Source organism: Nocardia veterana NBRC 100344, from assembly GCF_000308855.1.
Classification (GTDB): domain Bacteria; phylum Actinomycetota; class Actinomycetes; order Mycobacteriales; family Mycobacteriaceae; genus Nocardia; species Nocardia veterana.
On sequence record NZ_BAGM01000035.1, the window covers coordinates 105,587 to 127,113 of the forward strand.

Below are 21,527 nucleotides of genomic sequence, written 5' to 3' on the forward strand. Positions count from 1 at the left end.
CACCCCCAGAACTACGCCGGACGAGCTGCGCCGGACCGTATCGATACGCCCTCTTGACCGGCGGCGCCGTGATCTTGACGCCGCCCTGACCGCCCCGGCCTAGCCGGCGAGCTTCTTGTAGAACGAGCCGACGATCGGCGCGGTGAGCGCGCGCGGCGCGTACTGACCGGCGACACTCATTCCCTTGCTGATCAGGCCTGGGACCACGCGCATCTTGTTGCGCGCCAGGGCATCGATGGAGATCTTGGCGGTGTAGGCGGCCGAGACCCAGATGAAATCGGGAATCTTGCTGCCCACTTCCTCCTGATCGGGATTGTCGGTGCGGACCGGTCCCGGTGCCAGCAGCGTCACATGGACACCGCTGCCGATGAGTTCGCCGCGCAGTGATTCGGAGAAGGTGTTGGTGAAGGCCTTCGTCGCCGCGTAGGTGGCGTTGTTGGGGATGGCCATATTCCCGGCGGCCGAGCCGGTGATCAGGATGCCGCCGCCGCGCGCGAGCATGCCGGGCAGGACGGCGAGGGTCAGATCGTGGACGGCGACCGCGTTGAGCTCCATCACCGAGCGCTCGACATCGGCGTCGAGGTCGGCGACGGCGCCGAAGGTCGCGACGCCGGCGTTGTTGCACAGGATGGCGATCTCGCGTTCGGCCAGTTCGGCGGCCAGCGGCGCCCGCTGCTCGCGGTCGGACAGATCGACCGCCCGCACCTCGGCGGTCACCCCGTAGGTCGCGGTCAGCCGCTGTGCCAGTTCGGCCAGCAGATCGCCGCGCCGGGCGACCAGGATGACCGAATACCCGCGTTTGGCCAGCTCCTCGGCCAGGGCGGTTCCGATGCCGGAGGAGGCTCCGGTGACGACGGCACGATTGTCGGCGGTGGGTGCAGGCAGGCTCACGGTCGCCGAGCCTACCGGGTGCGGGCAGTGGTGGCCTTCGGCTCCAGGAAGGCGATGCCCCAGTCGAGGTGGCCGTGCCACACGCCGGCGATCCGACCGCCCTGCACCGCGGGCTTCGGGTCGCCGATCGGACCGCCGGCCGCCCGGACCGCCGCGACGGTGGCATCGAGGTCGGGTGTGCCGAATGCGACACCGACCAGCGCCGGTGCGCTGCGCGCGGCGGACACCACCTCGATGAAGGCCTCGCCTACCCGGTAGAAGGCCATTTCCGGACCCTCGGGTCCGCGCGGGCGGAAGCGCCGGCGAGGACCGGCACCCAGCACCGCAGTCAATGCCGTGACGGCTTCGTCCAGATCCGGCACCCAGTACACGATGTGGTCGACGAAGCTCACGCCATTGGGGTGGGTGGCGTCGGCCTCGGTGTCGTTCAGCACCTCCGGTACGCCGAGGACACCGGCGTCGGCTTCGGTGCCGTCGAACCCCCACCCGGCACCGACGCCGAGGGTGCAGGAGATCCGCCCGATGCGGAGCATGCCGTCGTGAACGGCGAAACCGAGGGTGTTCCAGGACTTTTCGTCGCCCGGAAAGCCGAGGCGGGTCAGCGCGGCCATTACAGCGCCGCCGCCAGCCGCGTGCCCTGATCGATGGCCCGTTTGGCGTCGAGTTCCGCCGCCACATCGGCGCCCCCGATCAGGTGGATACGCACCCCGGCGCGCTGCAACGGTTCGACCAGATCGCGCACCGATTCCTGGCCGGCGCACAACACGACGTTGTCGCATTCGATGACGGTCGGCCGGGCCCGTTCGTCCCCGAAGCTGATGTGCAGACCCCGGTCGTCGATCCGCTCGTAATTCACCCCGCCGATCTGCTCGACCCCTTTGGCCTTCACCGCCGCGCGGTGCACCCACCCGGTGGTCTTGCCGAGGGTCTTGCCGAACGGTGTCGATTTCCGTTGCAGCAGAACGACATCCCGGGGCGCGGGGGAGGGCTGCGGAGCGGTCAGTTGTCCGGGCGCGTCCGGATCGTCGCTGACGACACCCCATTCCTGCTTCCACTCGTCCAGCTTCAGCGACGGATGTCCCTCGACGGTCAGGAATTCGCTGACGTCGTAACCGATTCCGCCCGCCCCGATCACCGCGACCTTCCTGCCGACCGGCTTCTCCTCCCGTACCAGTTCGGCGTAGGTGAGCACTTTCGGATGGTCGATGCCGGGAATGTTGGGGATCCGCGGGCGCACCCCGGTCGCCACCACGACGTGGTCGTAGCGGCCCTCGATCAGTTCATCCGCGCTCACCCGGCGATTCAGGAACAGCCGGACACCGCTGAGTTCGAGTTTGCGGGTGAAATAGCGGATCGTCTCGTTGAATTCCTCCTTGCCCGGGATCCGCCGGGCGATGTCGAATTGCCCGCCGATCTTGTCGTCGGCTTCGAACAGGTCCACCCGGTGCCCGCGTTCGGCCAGGTTGACCGCGGCCGAGAGACCGGCCGGGCCGGCGCCGACCACCGCGATGCGCTGCGTGCGCCGGGTGGGTAGCAGCCGCAGCTCGGTTTCGTGTCCGGCGCGCGGATTCAGCAGGCAGGACACGGTTTTGTGGACGAAGGCGTGGTCCAGACAGGCCTGGTTGCAGGCGATGCAGGTGTTGATCTCGTCCGTGCGGGCGGCGCGCGCTTTCGCGACCCAGTCCGGATCGGCCAGCAGCGGGCGGGCCAGCGAGACCAGGTCGGCATCGCCGCGGGTGAGGATCTCCTCCGCCGTTTCGGGCATGTTGATCCGGTTCGAGGCGCAGACCGGAATATTCACGCGCTCGGTGATTTTCGCGGTGAATTCGACGAATGCGGCGCGCGGCACCGAGGTCACGATGGTCGGCACCCGGGCCTCGTGCCAGCCGATATCGGTATTGATGATGCTGACCCCGGCGGATTCGAGTTCGGTTGCCAGCGCGAGGATTTCGTGTTCGGTCTGGCCGTGCTCCACGAATTCCGCCATCGAGAGACGGAAGACGATGACGAAGTCCGGACCGACCGCCGCGCGGATCCGCCGCACGATCTCGAGCGGGAAGCGGCGCCGGTTCTCCGCCGAACCACCCCAGCGGTCGGTGCGCTTGTTGGTGCGCGGCGCGAGGAACTGGTTGATCAGATAGCCCTCACCGCCCATGATCTCGACGCCGTCGTACCCGGCGAACTGTGCCAGCCGCGCGCAGCGCACATAGTCCTCGATGGTGCGCTCGACACCTTTGTCGGACAGTTTGCGCGGCCGGAAGGGGTTGATCGGGGCCTTGATCGAGGATGCCGAAACACTGAACGGCACATAGGCATAACGCCCGGCGTGCAGAATCTGCAGAGCGATCTTGCCGCCTTCGGCGTGCACGGCCTTGGTGATCGCGCGATGACGGTAGGCCTCGGTCTTGTTGGTGAGTTTGGCTCCCAGCGGAAGCAGCCAGCCTTCACGGTTCGGGGCGTAGCCGCCGGTGATGATCAGGCCGACACCGCCGCGGGCGCGTTCGGCGAAGTACGCGGCGAGCCGGTTGGTGTCCCAGGCACGGTCCTCGAGTCCGGTGTGCATCGAGCCCATCACCACGCGGTTGCGCAGCGTGGTGTGTCCCAGATCCAGCGGGGTGAACAGATGGGGGTACGGATGCGGCGAATCGATGGAATTCGCGGTCATGAGATCACCTTTCGGATGCGGAATCCGGTTGCGGGGCTGAGACTTACGGGGCTTCCGGGGCTTCCGGTTCGTTCGACGTCGGACGCACGCCCCGCAGGCCGGCCAGGACTTCGTCGCACCATTCGACGAAGCCGACCTCGACCCGGATGCCGCCGCGCAGCACCAGGTACTGGTAGAGGGCGGTGCCGGTGAGCTGGTCCGGGGCGGGGAAGTCCTTTTTCTCGATGTGGCGGTACAGCTCCAGCCGCTGGGCGTGGTGCTCGCGATGACGCGCCACCTCGGCGCGCAGTGCCTCCGGATCGCCGTGCCCGGCGGCGCGGATCTTCACACCGAGTTCGCTGCGTAGTGGACCGATATCGTCGGTCGGGGCGGAAATCCAGCGCGACAATTCCGCGCGACCGGCGTCGCTGACGGTGTAGACCTTCTTGTCCGGGCGTCCGTCCTGGGCGATCGCCTCGCTGCTGACCCAGCCGCGCTCCTCCATCCGTTTGAGTACGCGGTAGATCTGCTGATGCGTTGCGCTCCAGAAGAATCCGATCGATTTGTCGAAGCGACGCGCCAGCTCGTACCCCGAACCGGCCCGCTCGCTCAGCGATACCAGCAGCGCATGCTCGAGGGCCATGCGCAGAGATTAGCCGATACACGGCGTACTATGCAACGTGGTGCATATTCCCGCGGCAGGGGGGCTGAACGCCGAGAACCCTGTGAGCACCCGTCGTTTTCTGTATCATCAGCCGCGGTGCTCTGCACTATCTCGGATACGGGAAGGGCGCCTCATCCGGCCGACAGGTTCGAGGGGCGCCCTTCTGTACCGCCGCATCGGCCTGGCGTGTGGGACCTGCCCCGGTTTGCCGGAATTACGTTGCCTCGCCGTATTTGTGCGCCTGGTCGGGAATGCGACCTCACCGGGCGCTGCCGGGTTTCCAGGCGGCCATGCCGAGGGCGATCATCCGCACCTGGCCCACGGTTCGATCGACGAGATCGGGGCGTTCCCGCAGCGGTGCGGAGACGAAGTCGGCGATGTGGTCGGCGACGGTCGAGACGATCAGATCCGCGGCCAGTTCCAGATCGTCGGTCGGCCAGGCGTCCAGCGCCGGCACTCGGGACATGTCGACCACCAATTCCCTTGTGATCAACTGCATTTCGGTGGCGATCGCAGTGCGCAGCGACGGTGAGCCGCCGTGCCGTTCGCGGATCAGGAAACCGTAGAGATCCTCGCGGCCGGCGATCTGGGCGAAAACGAAGCGCACGGTTTCGGCGAGGCGTGCGTCCGGAGTGCGGCGCAGCTGCCGCAGTGCCAGACGCAGCTGGCGCACGCCCTCGTCGACGAGGGCGGCGCCCAGTTCGTCGAGGGAGTCGAAATGGCGGTAGAAGGCGGTGGGCACGATTCCGGCCGACCGGGCGATCTCGCGCAGGCTCAGCGCCGCGAAGCCGCGCTCGGCGGCCAGCGTCAGCGTGCCGTCCAGCAGCGCTCGCCGGGTGCGCTCTTTGCGCTCGACTCGGGTTTCGGCCTGCTCGCTCATTTCGGTGAGCATACATCCGTTCACGATCGGTCCATTCGTCGAGATGTTGCATCGGTCACATCAGATGCAGGTTGAACTATTGCGGTACTGCCGGGCACACTTGTTCAGTGTACAGATGTGCACCGAAATTCGGCGCACATGATCAACCCGACGAAGGCTGGGGAGAACCGCATGGTGGGACTGCTCGATCTGGTCCAGACATTGACCTCGCCGCACCCGCTCGACCGGTACCTGGAGTTGGTGCGCCCGACGTTGACGCTCCGTGATCTGCGGGCCGAGATCATCGGCGTGGATCGCTCGGTGCCCGGTTCGGTAACCCTGACACTCCGCCCGAACCGTGCCTGGGCGGGCCATGCGGCCGGACAGTTCGTGCAGGTCGGCGTGCTGATCGACGGCGTCAAGCACACCCGGTGCTACTCACCGATCGATGCCGAGACGGGGCCGCGACGCACGCTCACCCTGACGGTGAAGGCGCATCCGGACGGGCTGGTGTCGCAGTATCTGCACCGGCAAGCGCGCCGCGGCATGGTGGTGGATCTGTCGCCGGCATCCGGAGTGTTCCGCCTGCCCGCGCAGCGGCCGGACAAACTCCTGCTGATCAGCGGCGGCAGCGGGATCACACCGGTCCTGTCGATGCTGTCCACGCTGGCGGCCGAGGACTACCCGGGCGAGGTGGTGTTCCTGCACTACGCCCGATCGCCCGAGGAGGTGCCGCATCGGGATCTGCTGGAGAACATCGCCCGCCGCCACGACAACGTCGACATCGTGCTGGGATATCCGGAACTGGGGCGCTCCGAGCGGCTCGACGGCGCACCGTGGAACTGCGCCGCCGTGCCCGCCGCGAAGTTCCTCGACTATGACGAATTGACCCGGATCGCACCGTTTTTCGCCACCGCCCACACCTATGTGTGCGGGCCGCCGGCCCTGATGGAGACCGTGCGGCGGATCTATCGGGCCGAGGAGCTCGACGATCGCCTGCACAGCGAGGAATTCGTCGTCACCACCGCACCGGCCGACCCCGCCGAGGTGGAGGGTGTCACCACCTTCTCGGCGAGTGGCAAGCAGGCGGAGAACACCGGGGTGAGCCTGTTGGAGCAGGCCGAGGCGGCGGGTCTGAACCCGGAGTTCGGGTGCCGGATGGGGATCTGCTTCTCGTGCACCGCGGTCAAGCGGTCCGGCTGCACCCGCAATCTGCGCAGCGGCGAAATCGACAGCGATCCCGACCAGCCGATCCAGCTGTGCGTCAGCGCCGCGGTCGGCGATGTCGACATCGAAATCTGAGAGGGGAAAAAGCCATGACCATCCTCACCGAAACCGAGAACGGACCGCTGGTCCTGACACCGGAGCAGGTCGCCGAGATCGGCCGGGAGCTGGACGCGCTCCGCGACCGGATAACCGCTGACCTGGGGGAACGCGACCGGGAGTACATCTATTCGATCATCAAGGCGCAGCGCGGTTTCGAGATCGCCGGGCGTGGTCTGATGTATCTGGGCTTCCTGCCGCCGTTCTGGCTCGCCGGCGTCGCCGCGCTGAGCCTGTCCAAGATTCTGGACAACATGGAGATCGGCCACAACGTCATGCACGGCCAGTGGGACTGGATGCGTGAGCCGGGGCTCAATTCCCGGGTGTTCGAATGGGACACGGTCTGCCCGGCCGATCAGTGGAAGCATTCGCACAACTACATGCACCACACCTACACCAACATCCACGGCCGCGACCGCGACATCGGCTACGGCATCCTGCGCATCGACGAGGGTCAGCAGTGGAACCCGTACTACCTGGGCAATCCGGTCTACGCGCTGGCCTTGATGCTGCTGTTCGAATGGGGCGTGATGCTGCACGACCTCGAGGCCGACAACATCATCAAGGGCAAGCGCAAGTGGTCGGATATCAAGCGCCTGGCCAAGGGACAGATCCGTAAGGCGAGCCGGCAGGTCCTCAAGGACTACATCGTCTTCCCGCTGCTGAGCGGGCCGCTGTTCGTCTCGACGCTCGCGGGCAACGCGACGGCGAACCTGGTGCGCAACATCTGGGCGTACTCGATCATCTTCTGCGGACACTTCCCGTCCGGCGTACAGACGTTCACCGAAGAGGAGACCGCGAACGAGACGCGCGGTGAGTGGTACGTCCGCCAGATGCTGGGCTCGGCCAACATCACGGGGAGCAAACTGTTCCACATCCTGTCCGGCAATCTCTCTCATCAGATCGAACACCACCTGTTCCCGGACCTGCCGGCGAATCGGTACCCCGAGATCGCGCCCGAGGTCCGAGCGCTGTGCGAGAAGTACGGCCTGCCCTACAACACCGGCCGGTTGAGTAAGCAGGTCGGCTCGGTCTGGTTGAAGATCTGCAAGCTGGCGCTGCCCCCCGCGCTCGTCGGGAAAGGCTCGCAGCCTGGTGTTATCGTGATGCGGGAACCGCAGTCCGAGCCGGTCGGACCGCAATCCGGCCGGGCATCCGGCTGAGCCGAGCGAGGTGGGCGGGTAGATGATCGGAAAATTCGAGAGCAACAAGGATCTGATCCAGGAGTTGACCTCCTCCGGGGCACGACACGTCGGCAATATCGCAACGATCATTACCGGCACGGTCTCGGAAGTGACTCGCGAAATCGGTGACTGGATCACCGATGCCATCGAAATGCGGGAGGCCGCGGCCGCGGCCCACCGCGATCGGGAAGCGGCGGCCGGGGCGAACGCCGGGCGCGCCGAGCCCGACGTGTTGATCGACGAGCCGGAACCGACGCCGAATGTGAGTGCGGTGCAACCCGTCATCGACGCCGATGTGGAGATCGTCGACCCCGAGCGTTGAGCACGCCGCGCCGGATCGCGATCAGAACACCGGCAGGCGCCGCCGATGTGCGGCGATGTCGGTGATCAGATCCTTGTAGCCGTCGGCCAATTCGGCGAGGCGCACCCAATGCAGGTGCGCCTCGCTGTCGACTCCGGCCCGGGCGACCGCGGCTCCGGGCCGGGTCGCATCGGGTAGTCCGAGGGCATGCTGGGCGGCCACCCATTTCCCGGCCATCCGATCGATCACCGCGCCGAGGGTTTCGGTGTGCAGCGACGCGCCCTCCCGGTGGGCCACGTTGTCGGCGACCCACATATTGATTCGCTCGACCAGGCCGGTACGTTCGCGATCGATGTGATCGACCAGTTGGCTGCAGCTGGCCACCCGTGCACTGGAGACCTGCGGGGCATGAGCGTCCCGATAGGCGTGCCGGCGCAATTCGTGGCATCGGACCAGTTGTCGCGCGGCCTCGAGTACCGGATGGTCGGCCGGCGGCGGGGTGGTGGACCGAAATGCCCGCAGCAGTGCCGATACCGAGGGAAGTGCGCCGGCTGTCTCGTTGTCACCGGCGTATGCGGTCACCATCGTCTCCCACCCTCACCTCAGCGGTCGGAATGCTTGGTTACGCCAGGGCCGAGGAGGTTTCACCGAGGGGCACCCCTCGGCTCCGGCGTAGTCCCGCGGATCGGACCACGGCCGCTCGGTCGCAAGCGCACGGGTGTACGAAACCGGGAAATCCGCGACGATGCGATGAGACGAGTCCGAGTGCGGGGACATATTCAGGAAAGCGTGTCCGGAGTGGGCATGCAACGGTTGACGCGGCCGAACGCCCAAGGTGCCGGGCAATCGTTATATGCATTACGCCGCGATCACATGATCGCGAAGATCCACCATCGGTCGGCGGGTCGCGCGGGCCGGTGAGCCGGAGATCTCGACGAACGCGGCGGCGGGTCTCGACGAGCGCGGCGGCGGGTCTCGACGAGCGCGGCGGCGGGCGGGCAACCGATTCGGCGCGGCGCCTGCGCCGCTCATCACGGTTGGTTAGCCTGGATATTTGTGCCCGCCTACGTTTCTTCGCCGGAGTTGACCTTCGGCTTTCTCTTCGCTCTGGAGGATCCTGAGCGAATCGCCGAGGTGGTGCGAGATCTGATGGAACGTCGCACGGTCTCGGTTTTCCGCTTGGCCCATGTTTCCGGTGCCACCGGCCCGCCGGAACGCTATGTGGTCAACTGGGCTGCCATTCCGCAGATTTCGATCACCACCACCGCACCCGACGCGGACTCGATGCAGGCCGAACGGACGATGCTGGTCAACGCATTTCTCGGCGAGGGCGGCGAGGTGAGCTTGTACTCCGCCGGGGAGCAAACACCCGGATGACAAGCGCCGAACCCGCTTTCGGATCGGTGCAGCAACGGCTTTCGTTACCGAGATACATGCCACAGGCGCTCTTACGTGACTCTCAGCTATCGGCCAGTGGTCGTTAAGTCGGGACCAGCAGGGTGGGTTCTGGTCGATCGTTCGACAAGGACATCGACGGACGTTTGCCCCCCTACAGAGAGGTAGCAGCATGATTCCGGTCATCATCGACACCGGCAGCGCCGCGCTGAACGGACTCCTCGACACCGGCAGCGCCGCCCTCAGCGGAGTTCTGAACACTCTGTTCACCGGCTCCTTCGGCGGCTGAGTCCCGCGGGTTTGCGGGGTCGGATTCCCCGGTGACTGCCCCGGCGCCGCGCTGCGCCGGGGCAGTTTCGGATCGGGAACCGGTCTCGGCGGAATAGATCCGGCGCACGACGTCCTCGATATCCGGCTCCTCGATCGACAGGTCCCGCACCTCGGCGCGCTCCGAGATGGCGGCGAGAAGCTCTGCCGCGGTGGTGATTTCGGGGTCGAACGCCAGTCGCTGCCGGATGCCGTCGCCGACGCTGGCGACGACGGTCGCGCCGGGCAGGCCGGTCAGCTCGGCCGCGGGCCGGGCCAGGTCGACGACCAACACCCGGCGCGCCCCGACCCTGCGGGCCAGCCCGGACAGGGTGCCGTCGTAGGCGAGGCGGCCGCGGTCGACCACCAGAACCCGCTCGCACAGCCGCTCGATATCACCCATGTCATGGGTGGTGAGCAGCAGTGTGGTACCGCGCTCGGCGCGTTCCCGGCGCAGGAATTCGCGCAGCCGCTGTTTGGACAGGACGTCCAGGCCGATGGTGGGTTCGTCGAGGATCAGGAGTTCGGGGCGATGCAGCAGGGCGGCGGCGATTTCCGCGCGCATCCGCTGACCCAGCGAGAGCTGGCGTACCGGGGTGTCGAGGGTGTGCGCCATCTCGAGCTGTTCCACCAGTTCCTCGGTGCGCCGCCGGGCCGCGACGGGCTCCAGGCGATGGATGGCGGCCAGGATGGTGAACGATTCCCGCAGCGGCAGATCCCACCAGAGCTGTGAGCGCTGCCCGAATACCACCCCGATCCGTCCGGCCAACTCGCGCCGCCGGCGCACCGGATCCAGGCCGCAGGTGCGCACGCTGCCCGAGGTGGGGACCAGAATTCCGGTCAGCATCTTGATCGTGGTGGATTTGCCGGCCCCGTTGGCGCCGATGTAGCCCACCGCCGAACCGGTTTCGATGTGAAAGCTCATCGCGTCGACGGCGGTGAGTATCTCCCGCACGCGCCGGCGCCGACCGGGCTGTTTGCGCCGCAGCACGAATTGTCTCGTCAGTTCCGACACTTCGACGGTATTCATCCGCCCCCTCCCTGATAGTGCCGTACCCCGATGCGCCAGAGCATCAAGGCCATTATCCAAACCCACAGCGCCGCAATCGGTCCGAACCAGGCGAGATCGGCGGGCAACCAGGGCGGGCCGGGCAGTCCGAGCAGGGCGATCGTCGGAAGGTAGGCGACGAACGAGACGGGTACGGCGAATCCGAACAGCGCGCGGACCGGACCGGAGAAAACCGAACCCGGTTGCTGGGCGGCGAACGAGCCGCCATAGGTGAAGCTGTTGGTGAGTTCCGATCCGTCGACCAGATGGAATTGCAGCCCGGCGGCGCAGACGAACAGACCCGCGAAGATGGTGACACCGCTCAGCACGGCGGTCGCCAGTAACACGATATGCGCTGTGCTCCAGGTGATGTCGTTGACGATCAGGCCGACCGTCAGCACCACGGCGGCCACGGTGGCGCGGGACATTCGTCGGAGCGACACGTCGCTGGTGATCAGTTGCAGCAGCAGGGGCTGCGGCCGCAGATGGAATGCGTCGAGGGTGCCCATCCGGATATACGTTGCGAGCGTGTCGGTATGCCCGACGGCGATCTGCGCGACGGCGAAGCTCAGATTGGCCAGACCGAACAGCAGCAGCATCTGCGTCGAATCGAGTCCGCCCAGGGCGGTGACGTTGTGATAGATCAGCCACATCTCGGCGAATTCGACGAGGCCGATCAGCAGTGATGAGAACAGATCGGTGGCGAACGACAGCGGATAGGCGCGTTGCGCGCGCATCCGGGAACGCAGGACGGCGACGTAGGGGGTGAGCCTGCTGCCGTGCGGTGCGAGCTCAGCCACCCTGCACCTCCAGTTTCCGTCGTCCCGCGGTGATCAGGACTCGGCCCAGCCCCACTGCCAGGACGATCCACAGCGCTTGCGCGCCGAGGACCGCCCATGCCGCCGAACCGGTGGCTCGGCCGGACAGTACGTCGATCGGCCCCTGTAGCAGCCACGGGAACGGGGTCAGTCGCGCGGCGGTGGCCAGCGGTGCCGGAAACAGGTGAATCGGCACGTACAGCCCGGCGAGGAAGGTGGACAGGATCTGGTAGAGCATTCGTATCCCGCGCGTTTCGACCAGCCAGAACCCCAGCAGGCTGACCGAGAACAGCAGCAGCAGCGAAAGTGTCACGGCCGCGGCCACACTGGCCGCGCCGAGCAGGTAGGGCATGATCGCGCGCGGCAGGACCAGCTGGGCGGAAATCGCGCCGGCCACGACGCACGGCAGGCCGCGCAGCGCCAGCGTGCACGCCGAACCACCGAGATCCGTTGCCAGGTAGAAGAATTGGATATCGATCGGACGTTGCAGATCGACCGCCACATCACCGCTGCGAACCCGGTCGGCGATGTCGTGCGGCGGTCCCATCAGGCGCAGCGCGCCGAGCAGCCCCTGGGAGAGCCAGACGTAGGCGCCGATCGAGGCGCCCGTGTATCCGCCGAACCCGGGGGTGGAGCGCACCGCCGCCAACATCACGGCGGCGCGAATCACGCCGAAGACGATATTGGCGGCCAATCCGGCGAGGACGGCCGAACGGTAGTTCCACTGACGCCGGAAGCCGGCTCCGAACAGACGTGTGTAGACCCCCGAGACCGCGCGCACAAGTGTTCCAGGCTACGACTGTCGCACCGTCTCGTCGACCGAATTTCCGACAAGGCCCACAGAACCATCCGAGCGGTCGGTATTGTCGCGGTGAAAGCGCGGTCGGCAAGGTCGCCGGCCGCATTTGCGCAAAACCTTGCCGCGTTCGCGGCGGCAGTGTTAGAAACAGTCATGTTTCACACTGGGGTCGCCGCGGTGGCTCCCGCCGCCGAGGATCGCCTATGACCACCGTTTTCGAAACGCTGGAATCCGATGTGCGCGGATACTGCCGGCTCTGGCCGACGGTGTTCGAGACCGCCCGCGGCTGCTGGTTGCGGGACGAGCACGGACGCGAGTACCTGGACTTCTTCGCCGGCGCCGGTGCGCTGAACTACGGGCACAACAACCCGCTGCTGAAAACGGCGCTCATCGACTACATCTCCCGCGACGGGCTCACCCATGCCCTGGACATGGCGACGGTGGCCAAGCGTGAACTGCTCGAGACGCTGCGCGATCTGATCCTGCTTCCGCGCGGGCTGGACTACAAGGTCCAGTTCCCGGGGCCGACCGGAGCCAATGCGGTGGAGGCGGCACTCAAGCTGGCCCGCAAGGTGACCGGCCGCACCACGGTGCTGAACTTCACCAACGCCTTCCACGGGATGACCCTGGGCGCATTGGCAGTGACCGGCAACGCCGCCAAACGCGCGGGCGCGGGGGTGCCGTTGACCCACGCGCAGCCGCTGCCCTACGACGGCTATCTCGGCGGCGACACGGACGAATGGGCTTGGGCGGAACGGATTCTCGACGACACGTCCTCCGGTGTCGACCGGCCCGCCGCGGTCATTGTGGAAACCGTTCAGGGCGAGGGCGGGGTCAATGTAGCCGGCGCGCAGTGGTTGCGCCGGCTGGCCGAGCTGGTTTCGGCGCGCGGCATCCTGCTGATCGTCGACGATGTGCAGATGGGCTGCGGGCGAACCGGGCCGTTCTTCTCCTTCGAAACCGCCGGCATCGTTCCCGACATCGTGGTGCTGTCGAAGTCCATCGGCGGCTACGGCCTGCCGATGGCGCTGGTGCTGATGAAGCGGGAACTCGACCAGTGGGCGCCGGGGGAACACAACGGGACCTTCCGGGGCAACAATCCGGCGTTCGTCACCGCTCGAGCGGCGCTGACCCGGTATTGGACCGACGACCGGCTCGAACTGTCGACCCTCGCTCGCGGCGAGCGAGTGCATCGGGCGCTGACCGATCTGGCCGGCTCGGTGAGCGGATTGTCCACGCGGGGACGGGGTTTGGTCCACGGTCTGGTGTTCGACGATGCGTCCGAAGCGGGCAAGGTGAGCCGGGTCGCGTTCGAGGAGGGGCTGCTGGTGGAGACCTCGGGCGCCTGCGACGAGGTCGTGAAACTGCTTCCGCCGCTGACGATCACCGATGCCGAGATCGATACCGGACTGGAGATCCTCGCGCGGGCGGTGGACATGGTGTGCGGCAGCCGCACCTGAGTGACCGACTTCGGCCGCCGTCCCACACCCGGCGGCCGACCGCGGGATCGGGCTCCGCTGCGGGGGCCCGATCCCGCACATCCGCGGCCGGCCGCTGTGTCGCGGCGGCGGCCACCGAAACGATGCTGCAGGCGAGACTACGAATCGGTGGTCTTCATCTTGTCCAGAATTCGGGGCTGCCAGCGGTAGAACCAACTGAACTTGTAGGACTCCCCGCCGGGGGACGAGGTGGCGGCATAGGTGAAGCGGCGCTCGTTCGTCGTGATCGGGACCCGGTCGAGCAGGTCCGCGAAGCGCGGTTCGAGCGGGACCGGCAGGCTGGTGGGATCCGCGGTGATCACCGGGAAGCACAGGCGCTCGATCCGATTCGACTCCCAGCCGAATGTGGCGTAGATGTCGAACGCCTGCCGGGTGAGCGAGAGGAATTCCTCGCTCGGCTCCGCGAATCCGGCATCGCGATGCAACGCGACGATGGCGTCGGGCTGGAAGTGCTCGGCGGGCAGGCCCGGGAAGTAGACGTTCATCGTCTTGTCGTGGTAGTCGATGCCGAGCAGGCCGACCTTGTCCTCCAGCCCGTGCCGGGCGAACATGTCGGCGTGGTCGGCGAGACCGGCCGGCATCGCCGGGAGTGTGGCCAGGTCCGAGACCTTCTGCACGCTGTCGGCCGGGAAGAACGGCCAGATCTTCTTGAAGCCGCCGACCACGCCGAGATCGATTCCGTAGCTGTCCACGGGGCAGTGCTCGCGGACCTGGTCCAGCAGCGTGCCGATCGGATGGTCGGTGTCGGGAATCAGGTTGTGCGACACAGCGATCCGGTAAGGGTCGATATCGCTGGGCAGGGTCAGGAATCGATAGTCGAGGTCGCCCGCGCGACGAGCCTCGGTGACCACTCGAAACGACATCACCGACTGGGTGAGTATCGCGCCGAACGCGGTGAGGGCCGGCCGGACGGCGTCGGGCGTACAGGGAATGTTCGAAATCCGCGCGGATTTCTCGATGGCCGCATACAGGTCGTCCAGCTCGGATTCGGTGGTGGGCATGCGTCCTTCCATGGGTGCTGCGAACAACTGCGCGATCGCGCCGACCTCGACGGCCGGACGGCAAGCCGTACCCGGCGGAGTTCGAATGCCGAACGCGGACCGGAGTTTACGCAGCAATGTGGCCGTCGGACTGCCCGCTGGTGGGAGCCCATCGGACCGAATCAATCGGCTGCCGATCCGGCGGGGGAGGGCTGTGTTTCGCGGAGACGATCGACCGCGGTACCCGAGAATGTGGCACGGGCAACTGCCCGAGCCCGATACTTTCGTGGAGCGGATGACGGGATTCGAACCCGCGACCCTCACCTTGGCAAGGTGATGCGCTACCAACTGCGCTACATCCGCATCCCGCCGTCCGGCGGTGCGAGAAAAACAATAGCCGATCGCGGCGGGTAACCGCGAATCGGCAGGTCAGCGGCTACGGGTCAGCTGAGCAGCAGATGCACCTGCAGCTCGCCGACGAGGAATCCGAGCACGCCGCCGATAGCGACCAGTTTCCACTCGTCCTGTTTGAACGCCGGACGCAGCAGTCCCTCGTACTCGTCGTCGGTGAGCTGGCGGGTCTTCTCGATCACCAGATTGCGCAGATCCAGGGTGCGCATGGCGTGATCCTCGAATCCGGCTGCGGCACTTCGGATATAGGCCAGCATTTCGGGAACGATCTCGCGCTTGACCCGGGTGATGGAATCGCCCGCGACCAGCATCACCAGCGGCCGCGCCGGTGCGGACTGGGTATCGATGAATTCGTCCATCCGCCGCGCCAGAATCGACGCCAGACGATCCGAGCGCTCCCCGTTGAGGACGGCCTCGAGCATTTTGGCAGGGGTGAGGATTTCGGTGGCGATCAGGTCCCCGTAGTCGATGCAGACCTGTTCGCGCCGCTTGTGGAACAGGCCCTGCCAGCCGATCCGGCCGAAGATCCGCCACGGCCGCACCGGCCGGAAGATCATCTGCAGGGCCAGCCAGTCGGTGACCAGGCCGGTGAATCCGCCGAACACCGGCATCAACCACGACGAATGGGTGAATGCCCAGGTGATCATCTGGACGAATCCGAGCAGGGTGCCGAACAGCAGCCCGGAACGGACGATGAACCGCAGTTCGTGATGGCCGACCCGGCGGACCATCTGGACCAGCAGCGCCTTGTCGTTGACGAGGGTGTCGATCGCGATGGCCCGCAGGTCCATGATCTGGTCGAGGTTGGTCCGCAGATCGGTGACGATCTCGTCGATCAGCTCCGGAACGTCGCGCTGGACTCGCCGGATCATCGCCTCGCGGGCGAACTGCGGCATGGTGACCCACAGTCGTGGCTCGTAGCGCATCATCAGCTCGTGCACGGTGTGCGCCACGGCCTCGTCGAGTGGTTCGCGCAACGTGGTGGTCAGCTGGGCCACATCGATGCGGCCGAGGATCTCCTGCGGATCGATCAGCCGGGAGAACATCAGATCCACGGCGATGGTCGCCATCCGCGGCGCTGCCTTCGGGATGACCCCCTGCCAACCGAACCAGGGCCGGACGCCGCGGAACTCCAATGGGCGGCAGAGCATTTCGACGGCAACGAGTTTGGTGGACCAGCCGATCAGGGCGGCGACCACCGGGATCGAACAGTACAGCAGCCAGTGCTCGGCGAAATCGGCGATCACGCGACCGCTCCGCGGTGAATCGGTGCACAGTGGCGAATCGGCGAGCGATGCCGAATCGGTGACGTGTTATCGAGCCCCACGCGCGAACTGTAACAGGTTCTATTCCGGGGGTTACTGTGAGCCGGTGGTGGGCGCGGCCGCGAGGAACATGTAGCTCTTCTCCTCGACCCGGCGCGCGATTCGCCACGCGCCGTCGACGCGGGTGAACGTGTCGAGGTACCACAGGCCGCACAGCATCAGGTTCTGCTTGCCTTCTTCCCCGACGAGCATCGGGTTGTGGCACATCGTGCGCGCGGTGGCGGAATCGCCGTCGACGGTGATCGCGGAATTGCTGATCAGATGTTGGAAGGCGGGAAAGTTCGGCATCACCGCGGCCAGAAACTTCTTGATCTCGGGCAGGCCACCGCATGCTCCGCCCATGGCCGAGTAGTCGATGTACGCGTCCGCGGTGAAGATCTCGTCGAGCAGATCCCAGTTCCGGGTGTCCACGGCGTGTGAGTACCGGACCATCAGATCCTCGATTTCGAGGCGGTCCGAAATCTCCTGCAGGGACAGCATTGCAATACCTCCGAAGGGTGAACGCCGGTCAGCCGGCGGCCGCGTCGAATGCGCGAACGAGGGCCCGCGGTGCCCGGTGCCGCCAGGCGTCGGTCAGCAGTTCGCCCAGCAGGTCGGTATCGGCCGCGGCCAGATCGACCCGCACCGCCGACAACCGCCGGCCCCACCACTTCTCGGAGCAGCAGTGCGGGTATTCCGCCACCGCCTCCCGGATATCGGACGCACTGGCCATCACATGGGCGTGCTCGGGATCGGGCAGCGTCGCGAAGATCGCCTTGCGCACCCGGAACGACGGCATGTCGAAATGCGGCTGTTCGGCGGACTCCGGCAGCCCCAGGGCAATTCGGCGGACGTCGTCGGCATCGGCCATGGGCCGATTATGCGGACGAATCCGGCGATGTGTGACGGGTTCGGCGGAACTCGCGCGGGATCGGCCGCCGATGTCGGCCGGCGCGACGCCGAGCTCAGCCCAGGTCGCCCAGGGCGGCCTCGATGGCCCGGTGGAAGGTGGGGTAGGCGTAGATCATTTCCCGCAGCGTCGTGATCGGCACGCGGGCGTGCACCGCCACCGTCAGCGCGCTGAGCACCTCGCCACCGACCGGCCCGACCGAGGTGGCGCCGACCAGGATGCCGCGATCGGCGTCGGCGACGAGCTTGACGAATCCGGCGTTGCCCGGACCGTGGATCCAGCCGCGGGTGGCGGCCGGGATGTCGGCTCGCCCGGTCCACACGGTGAGCCCGGCCTCGCGGGCCTGCGCCTCGGTCATGCCGACCGAGCCGATCTCGGGTTCGGTGAAGGTGACGTTCGGGACCGCGTGGTACTGCGCGGGTTCGGTGGCCGAGCCGAGGATGTCGGCGGCGGCGATGCGGGCCTGATACATCGACATGTGGGTGAACGCGCCGTGCCCGGTCACGTCGCCGATCGCCCAGACACCCTCGGCGGCGCGCAACCGGTCGTCGACCTCGATGCCACGGGCGTGTTCGTCCAGGCCGATGGTGCCGATACCGAGGGCGCCGAGATCGGTGTGCCGGCCGGTGGCGACCAGCAGTCGCCGGGCGCGGATCGGGTCACCGGTGCTCAGCCGCACGGTGAAGTACTCGCCGTCGTGGTCGATGCGTTCGGTGTCGACGCCGGTTCGCACCGAGATGCCTTCTTCGGCAAAGACTTTCGCCAGGGTTTCGGCTGCCTCCGGTTCCGCTCGGGGGATGAGCCGACTGCGGACGACCACCGTGACCTCGGCGCCGAACCGGGCGAAGATCTGCGCGAACTCGACGCCCACCGGCCCGCCGCCGAGCACGATGAGCGATTCCGGAACCTCGGTGGTGGTCACCGCGTCCCGGTTGGTCCAGTACGGTGTCTCGGCCAAACCTTCGATGGGCGGTACGGCGGGCACCGTGCCGGGATTCAGCACGATCGCCCGCAGCGCTCGGAAATCACGCGGACCGTCCGCGGTGTCGACGTGGACCTGGCCGGGTCCGGCGAGGCGGCCCCAGCCGCGGACGAAGGTCCCGCCGGCCGACTCGAACCGCTCCACGGCGACCCGGTCGTCCCAGTTGTCGGTGGCCTCGTCGCGAATCCGTTTCGCTACCGGTGCCCAATCCGGTTGGGGCTGCGCGCTTCCCGCGAGCCTGCCGACCCGCCGTGCCTCGGCGAGGGTTTCGGCGGCGCGCACCATCATCTTGGTCGGCACGCAGGCGTAGTAGGGGCATTCACCGCCGAGCAGCCGGCCTTCGACGCCCACCACGGCGAGCCCGGCCCGCGCCAGTTCGGTGGCCACGGCCTCGCCGCCCGGCCCCATGCCGATGACGACGGCATCCACGGATTCGGTGGCCGGGTTTTCGGCGGGCATGCGATCACGCTCCTTCGATTCGAGGCGATGGGCACGGACGAGTCTCGCAGACCATGGTGCCAACTGCGCGGATCGCCGCGTCGTGGTCCTCGTTCGACGCACGCGCACCTGCGCCATGCGGCCCTGACCGCGGAGTCGAACCGCCGAGGGCGCATTTCACCGCTGAATCGTGGGCCCGCGCAGGACAACGGCTACGCCGGCACTCCCGACGAGGTGGCGGGCTCAGCCGACCGAGATCCGGGATCGGTTCGGCGCGGTGACGGTGAGCCCGCAGGGTCGGCGCGCATATCCGGGGCAGTGGCGACGCGTCGCGACCCGGCGCCTGTGGGATCGACTTCACCGCCGGATAACCTGCCCGAAACATTGGGCATGCATGCTTGGCGGCCACTGCTGAGATCGAAAGGTAAGAACCGGAATGGACTTCTTGACGCTGTTTGCGAACGTGTTGGTCGCGCTGGGTACCAGCGGAAGCGCGGCCTGACCCGCGACCGGACCACCTCCGGCCCATCACATCGCCGATGTGATGGGCCGGAGGTATTTTGGCAGGAGGATCTCCGGACGAGTGGCCGGGGGTGCATTCGGTCGAACTCGAAAGTCGGCCTGCCACAGTGCGGTTGACGCCGCGCCGCGCGTGCGGTTGGTTGGGCTCATGCGAATCGGCGCGGGAATTCTCGACATGGTGGGCAGCCGGCGGATGGCCGTCGCGGTGCTCACGGCGATCACCGGTTTCTACTATCTGTTCGTCGCGGTCACCAACTGCACCGACACCGTCACCAACCGTCGCGGTGTATCGGCCGTGCTGTCGATGCGGGCCACGATTCACAACCCGGGCACCGACTGGCGAGCGATCACCAGTGGCAATGTCGCGCTGATCGCCTATGTGCTCGTGGTGATCTGGGAGTTCGCCATCGCCGTCGTCCTGCTCGTCGCCGCTGCTGCATGGGTGCGCGCACTGAGCGGACGTCCGAGCCGGGTGCGGCTGCGGCCGGACACCGCGGCCAAGTTGTCGAGCCTGGGCTGGACCATGGCGGTGCTGCTGTTCGCCGGCGGCTTCCTGACCATCGGCGGCGAGTGGTTCCGGATGTGGGCCAACAAGGAGGTGAACGCGTCCTCGGCGGCGCTGCAGAACTTCCTGATCGCCGGCATCGGACTGATTCTGGTCCACCTCCCGGAATCTGCCTCGCGCCCGGAGGAGCGGGCCCAGGCCGAATGACGAACGGAGCAGCGCTCGACTCGAAGCCGACATCCGACGCCGCGGTACTCGGAGCGTGAAAATTCGGATAGCCGGCTCGTCACTGCGAGGTGGTAGCGCGCCTGATTACCCGGTGCGAGCGTGTCCCTGCAACGTAGTGATGGATGCTGATCGTCAAGCGACCGAGCTGTCGGCGTGGATGGCGCGCACGATGCTGGTCAGCACGCCGGGAAACCGGTCCTCGACTTCGTCGAGACGGAGGGTGTGCCGACGGCAACTGCCTTCCTGAATGACGCGCACGAGTCCTGCTTCGCGGAGCACCTTGAGATGATGCGACAGCGTCGATGGGGTGACTGTTACATCGAATTCTCCGCAGACCGTGCCTCCTGCGCCGGCGAGCTGGCCGACCACCTGCAAACGCACCGGGTCGGATAGTGCGTTGAGGATCGTTGCCAGCCCGATCGAATCGAGGCTGGGATGGTGCAGTGCCCGCATGTCGACGACTGTATCAAGCAATTCGAGACTTTGACGAAGATCGAAGTAGCGCTACAGTCGGTATCTGCTACTTGCCGAAGCAAGAGAGGTGCGGCACATGATTCTGGTGATCGGCGCTACAGGCAATGTTGGCAGGCATGTGGTGGATCGCCTGCACGATCTCAGGGCGCCGGCAGTACGAGCGCTGGTGCGCGCCGAGGAGAGGGTCTCGGCCGTGCTGCCGGCCGGAGTCGACATCGTCGAAGGTAACCTCACCGATTTCGAATCGCTCGAAGCGGCGTTGATCGGTGTGGACACCGTGCTGTTGATGTGGCCGTTCCTGAACACCGACGGCGCGCCCGCGGTTCTGGAGGCGGTCGGCCGTCACGCGCAGCGAATCGTCTACCTTTCCTCGGTGGGCGTCGGCACCCGCGAGGAACGCGACGATCCTATCTTCGCCATGCACGCGGCCATGGAACAGTTGATCGACCGAAGTAGCCTTGCCCGAACGATTTTGCGGTCGGACACCATCGCTAGTAACACCCTCGGCTGGGCGGAACAGATCCGGGCGACCGGCGTGGTGCGAGGACCACTGACCGCCCCGACCGCAGTCGTAGATCCGCGTGACCTCGCCGCCGTCGCGGCGGCCGCACTCACCGACGCCGCGCATGCCGGGCAAACGTATCTCCTGACCGGGCCGCGTGTGATCAGCCGCCCGGAGCAGGTCGACGCGATCGGCGCAGCCATCGGTCGCTCGCTGCGCTTCGAGGAGGTCGCCGTCGAGGCCGCGCGGCTGCAGATGCTCGCAGACGGCCGCCCGCAGGCACTGGTGGACGCCCTGCTTGCCGCCGCCGAAAAGCGTTCTACTTCAACCCTCGTCACGTCGACCATCCAGGAGATCACGGGCCGCCCGGCGCGCTCTTTCGAACAGTGGGCAATCGACCATGCCGAAGCGTTCCCGTTGAGAAGGCTTCTCCGACTGCGAACGTCGCAGATCTGACCCAGAGCCGACGACCTGTACTCCGCACTTCCCTCGGGTCGGGCAGCGTCGAGAATCGTCGGTCGATGTGCGGTTCGAGGTGCC

At 66.8% G+C, this 21,527-nt stretch carries 22 protein-coding genes and 1 tRNA gene; 7 read left to right on the forward strand and 16 right to left on the reverse strand.

Going from position 1 to position 21,527, the window contains the following annotated elements:
• Nucleotides 1-99: 99 nt before the first annotated feature.
• The 5 genes from cmrA to ON37_RS06765 all read right to left on the reverse strand — a co-directional run bounded on the left by cmrA (nucleotide 100) and on the right by ON37_RS06765 (nucleotide 5,079).
• Nucleotides 100-891 carry a mycolate reductase gene (cmrA, locus tag ON37_RS06745; protein ID WP_040717910.1) on the reverse strand — a complete coding sequence of 264 codons (792 nt, stop codon included), beginning with the start codon at nucleotides 889-891 and terminating at the stop codon, nucleotides 100-102.
• An 11-nt stretch (nucleotides 892-902) separates the two neighbouring features.
• Nucleotides 903-1,502, reverse strand: a complete 600-nt coding sequence (locus tag ON37_RS30835; protein WP_051031281.1) for a VOC family protein — start codon at nucleotides 1,500-1,502, stop codon at nucleotides 903-905.
• Nucleotides 1,502-3,556: an NADPH-dependent 2,4-dienoyl-CoA reductase gene (locus ON37_RS06755; RefSeq protein ID WP_040717911.1), complete on the reverse strand. Its 2,055-nt coding sequence runs from the start codon at nucleotides 3,554-3,556 to the stop codon at nucleotides 1,502-1,504. The genes ON37_RS30835 and ON37_RS06755 overlap by 1 nt, the downstream gene beginning before the upstream one ends.
• Nucleotides 3,557-3,599: 43 nt before the next feature.
• A complete protein-coding gene (locus ON37_RS06760) occupies nucleotides 3,600-4,178 on the reverse strand; it encodes a PadR family transcriptional regulator (protein ID WP_040717912.1) in 579 nt (192 codons plus the stop codon).
• Nucleotides 4,179-4,458: 280 nt separating this feature from the next.
• Nucleotides 4,459-5,079, reverse strand: coding sequence for a TetR family transcriptional regulator (locus tag ON37_RS06765; RefSeq protein ID WP_083892778.1), 621 nt, complete (start codon nucleotides 5,077-5,079; stop codon nucleotides 4,459-4,461).
• 171 nt (nucleotides 5,080-5,250) lie between these two features.
• On the opposite strand from ON37_RS06765, the gene ON37_RS06770 reads away from it, so the two are divergent.
• The 3 genes from ON37_RS06770 to ON37_RS06780 are packed head-to-tail and all read left to right on the forward strand — an operon-like array spanning nucleotide 5,251 to nucleotide 7,887.
• Nucleotides 5,251-6,360, forward strand: a complete 1,110-nt coding sequence (locus ON37_RS06770; RefSeq protein WP_040717941.1) for a ferredoxin reductase — start codon at nucleotides 5,251-5,253, stop codon at nucleotides 6,358-6,360.
• 14 nt (nucleotides 6,361-6,374) lie between these two features.
• Complete coding sequence (locus tag ON37_RS06775) at nucleotides 6,375-7,544, forward strand: fatty acid desaturase family protein (RefSeq protein WP_040717914.1); 1,170 nt, start codon at nucleotides 6,375-6,377, stop codon at nucleotides 7,542-7,544.
• Nucleotides 7,545-7,566: 22 nt separating this feature from the next.
• On the forward strand, nucleotides 7,567-7,887 hold the full coding sequence (locus ON37_RS06780) for a hypothetical protein (RefSeq protein WP_040717915.1): 321 nt from the start codon (nucleotides 7,567-7,569) through the stop codon (nucleotides 7,885-7,887).
• A 21-nt stretch (nucleotides 7,888-7,908) separates the two neighbouring features.
• Here the strand turns inward: ON37_RS06780 and ON37_RS06785 are convergent, their stop codons facing one another.
• Entirely contained in the window at nucleotides 7,909-8,451 is a 543-nt protein-coding gene (locus ON37_RS06785) for a DUF4254 domain-containing protein (RefSeq protein WP_040717916.1), read from the reverse strand.
• Nucleotides 8,452-8,922: 471 nt separating this feature from the next.
• Between ON37_RS06785 and ON37_RS06790 the strand changes: the two genes are divergently transcribed.
• Complete coding sequence (locus tag ON37_RS06790) at nucleotides 8,923-9,243, forward strand: hypothetical protein (RefSeq protein ID WP_040717917.1); 321 nt, start codon at nucleotides 8,923-8,925, stop codon at nucleotides 9,241-9,243.
• Between the two features lie 172 nt (nucleotides 9,244-9,415).
• On the opposite strand, the gene ON37_RS06795 is transcribed toward ON37_RS06790, so the two are convergent.
• From ON37_RS06795 to ON37_RS06805, 3 genes are read right to left on the reverse strand one after another with little or no spacing between them, the layout of a single operon-like run.
• Complete coding sequence (locus tag ON37_RS06795; RefSeq protein ID WP_168441270.1) at nucleotides 9,416-10,597, reverse strand: ABC transporter ATP-binding protein; 1,182 nt, start codon at nucleotides 10,595-10,597, stop codon at nucleotides 9,416-9,418.
• A complete protein-coding gene (locus ON37_RS06800; RefSeq protein ID WP_040717918.1) occupies nucleotides 10,594-11,415 on the reverse strand; it encodes an ABC transporter permease in 822 nt (273 codons plus the stop codon). Before ON37_RS06800 ends, ON37_RS06795 begins: the two co-directional genes overlap by 4 nt.
• Nucleotides 11,408-12,214 (reverse strand): ABC transporter permease, encoded by an 807-nt coding sequence (locus ON37_RS06805; RefSeq protein WP_040717919.1) that lies wholly within the window; start codon nucleotides 12,212-12,214, stop codon nucleotides 11,408-11,410. Before ON37_RS06805 ends, ON37_RS06800 begins: the two co-directional genes overlap by 8 nt.
• 221 nt (nucleotides 12,215-12,435) lie before the next feature.
• Here ON37_RS06805 and ectB point away from each other — a divergent pair, with 221 nt between their 5' ends.
• Nucleotides 12,436-13,692: a diaminobutyrate--2-oxoglutarate transaminase gene (ectB, locus tag ON37_RS06810; protein ID WP_040717920.1), complete on the forward strand. Its 1,257-nt coding sequence runs from the start codon at nucleotides 12,436-12,438 to the stop codon at nucleotides 13,690-13,692.
• 137 nt (nucleotides 13,693-13,829) lie between these two features.
• On the opposite strand, the gene ON37_RS06815 is transcribed toward ectB, so the two are convergent.
• The 6 genes from ON37_RS06815 to ON37_RS06840 form a co-directional block, all read right to left on the reverse strand.
• Complete coding sequence (locus ON37_RS06815; RefSeq protein WP_040717943.1) at nucleotides 13,830-14,732, reverse strand: aromatic prenyltransferase; 903 nt, start codon at nucleotides 14,730-14,732, stop codon at nucleotides 13,830-13,832.
• Nucleotides 14,733-14,998: 266 nt separating this feature from the next.
• Nucleotides 14,999-15,074 (reverse strand) — tRNA-Gly (locus ON37_RS06820).
• A gap of 80 nt (nucleotides 15,075-15,154) precedes the next feature.
• Complete coding sequence (locus tag ON37_RS06825) at nucleotides 15,155-16,369, reverse strand: DUF445 domain-containing protein (RefSeq protein WP_040717921.1); 1,215 nt, start codon at nucleotides 16,367-16,369, stop codon at nucleotides 15,155-15,157.
• A 111-nt stretch (nucleotides 16,370-16,480) separates the two neighbouring features.
• Nucleotides 16,481-16,927, reverse strand: a complete 447-nt coding sequence (locus ON37_RS06830) for a nuclear transport factor 2 family protein (RefSeq protein ID WP_040717922.1) — start codon at nucleotides 16,925-16,927, stop codon at nucleotides 16,481-16,483.
• A gap of 28 nt (nucleotides 16,928-16,955) precedes the next feature.
• On the reverse strand, nucleotides 16,956-17,297 hold the full coding sequence (locus tag ON37_RS06835; RefSeq protein ID WP_040717923.1) for an MmcQ/YjbR family DNA-binding protein: 342 nt from the start codon (nucleotides 17,295-17,297) through the stop codon (nucleotides 16,956-16,958).
• A gap of 94 nt (nucleotides 17,298-17,391) precedes the next feature.
• Nucleotides 17,392-18,777, reverse strand: coding sequence for a dihydrolipoyl dehydrogenase family protein (locus ON37_RS06840; protein ID WP_040717924.1), 1,386 nt, complete (start codon nucleotides 18,775-18,777; stop codon nucleotides 17,392-17,394).
• Between the two features lie 649 nt (nucleotides 18,778-19,426).
• Between ON37_RS06840 and ON37_RS06845 the strand changes: the two genes are divergently transcribed.
• A complete protein-coding gene (locus ON37_RS06845) occupies nucleotides 19,427-19,990 on the forward strand; it encodes a DUF2165 domain-containing protein (RefSeq protein WP_040717925.1) in 564 nt (187 codons plus the stop codon).
• Between the two features lie 153 nt (nucleotides 19,991-20,143).
• Here the strand turns inward: ON37_RS06845 and ON37_RS06850 are convergent, their stop codons facing one another.
• The gene (locus ON37_RS06850) at nucleotides 20,144-20,464 is read right to left on the reverse strand and encodes an ArsR/SmtB family transcription factor (protein WP_040717926.1); all 321 of its coding nucleotides are present in this window, start codon (nucleotides 20,462-20,464) and stop codon (nucleotides 20,144-20,146) included.
• 97 nt (nucleotides 20,465-20,561) lie between these two features.
• Here ON37_RS06850 and ON37_RS06855 point away from each other — a divergent pair, with 97 nt between their 5' ends.
• Nucleotides 20,562-21,443: an NAD(P)H-binding protein gene (locus ON37_RS06855; RefSeq protein ID WP_174362075.1), complete on the forward strand. Its 882-nt coding sequence runs from the start codon at nucleotides 20,562-20,564 to the stop codon at nucleotides 21,441-21,443.
• Nucleotides 21,444-21,527 lie beyond the last annotated feature (84 nt).

Bases quoted from the DNA above. Each gene is read 5' to 3' on its own strand.
- ON37_RS06840 (WP_040717924.1), bottom strand. From the start codon at position 18,777: ATGCCCGCCGAAAACCCGGCCACCGAATCCGTGGATGCCGTCGTCATC.
- ON37_RS30835 (WP_051031281.1), bottom strand. From the start codon at position 1,502: ATGGCCGCGCTGACCCGCCTCGGCTTTCCGGGCGACGAAAAGTCCTGG.
- ON37_RS06765 (WP_083892778.1), bottom strand. From the start codon at position 5,079: ATGAGCGAGCAGGCCGAAACCCGAGTCGAGCGCAAAGAGCGCACCCGG.
- ON37_RS06795 (WP_168441270.1), bottom strand. From the start codon at position 10,597: ATGAATACCGTCGAAGTGTCGGAACTGACGAGACAATTCGTGCTGCGG.
- ON37_RS06760 (WP_040717912.1), bottom strand. From the start codon at position 4,178: ATGGCCCTCGAGCATGCGCTGCTGGTATCGCTGAGCGAGCGGGCCGGT.
- ON37_RS06775 (WP_040717914.1), top strand. From the start codon at position 6,375: ATGACCATCCTCACCGAAACCGAGAACGGACCGCTGGTCCTGACACCG.
- ON37_RS06780 (WP_040717915.1), top strand. From the start codon at position 7,567: ATGATCGGAAAATTCGAGAGCAACAAGGATCTGATCCAGGAGTTGACC.
- ON37_RS06770 (WP_040717941.1), top strand. From the start codon at position 5,251: ATGGTGGGACTGCTCGATCTGGTCCAGACATTGACCTCGCCGCACCCG.
- ON37_RS06850 (WP_040717926.1), bottom strand. From the start codon at position 20,464: ATGCGGGCACTGCACCATCCCAGCCTCGATTCGATCGGGCTGGCAACG.
- ON37_RS06855 (WP_174362075.1), top strand. From the start codon at position 20,562: ATGATTCTGGTGATCGGCGCTACAGGCAATGTTGGCAGGCATGTGGTG.
- ON37_RS06785 (WP_040717916.1), bottom strand. From the start codon at position 8,451: ATGGTGACCGCATACGCCGGTGACAACGAGACAGCCGGCGCACTTCCC.
- ON37_RS06845 (WP_040717925.1), top strand. From the start codon at position 19,427: ATGCGAATCGGCGCGGGAATTCTCGACATGGTGGGCAGCCGGCGGATG.
- ON37_RS06830 (WP_040717922.1), bottom strand. From the start codon at position 16,927: ATGCTGTCCCTGCAGGAGATTTCGGACCGCCTCGAAATCGAGGATCTG.
- ectB (WP_040717920.1), top strand. From the start codon at position 12,436: ATGACCACCGTTTTCGAAACGCTGGAATCCGATGTGCGCGGATACTGC.
- ON37_RS06815 (WP_040717943.1), bottom strand. From the start codon at position 14,732: ATGCCCACCACCGAATCCGAGCTGGACGACCTGTATGCGGCCATCGAG.
- ON37_RS06755 (WP_040717911.1), bottom strand. From the start codon at position 3,556: ATGACCGCGAATTCCATCGATTCGCCGCATCCGTACCCCCATCTGTTC.
- ON37_RS06835 (WP_040717923.1), bottom strand. From the start codon at position 17,297: ATGGCCGATGCCGACGACGTCCGCCGAATTGCCCTGGGGCTGCCGGAG.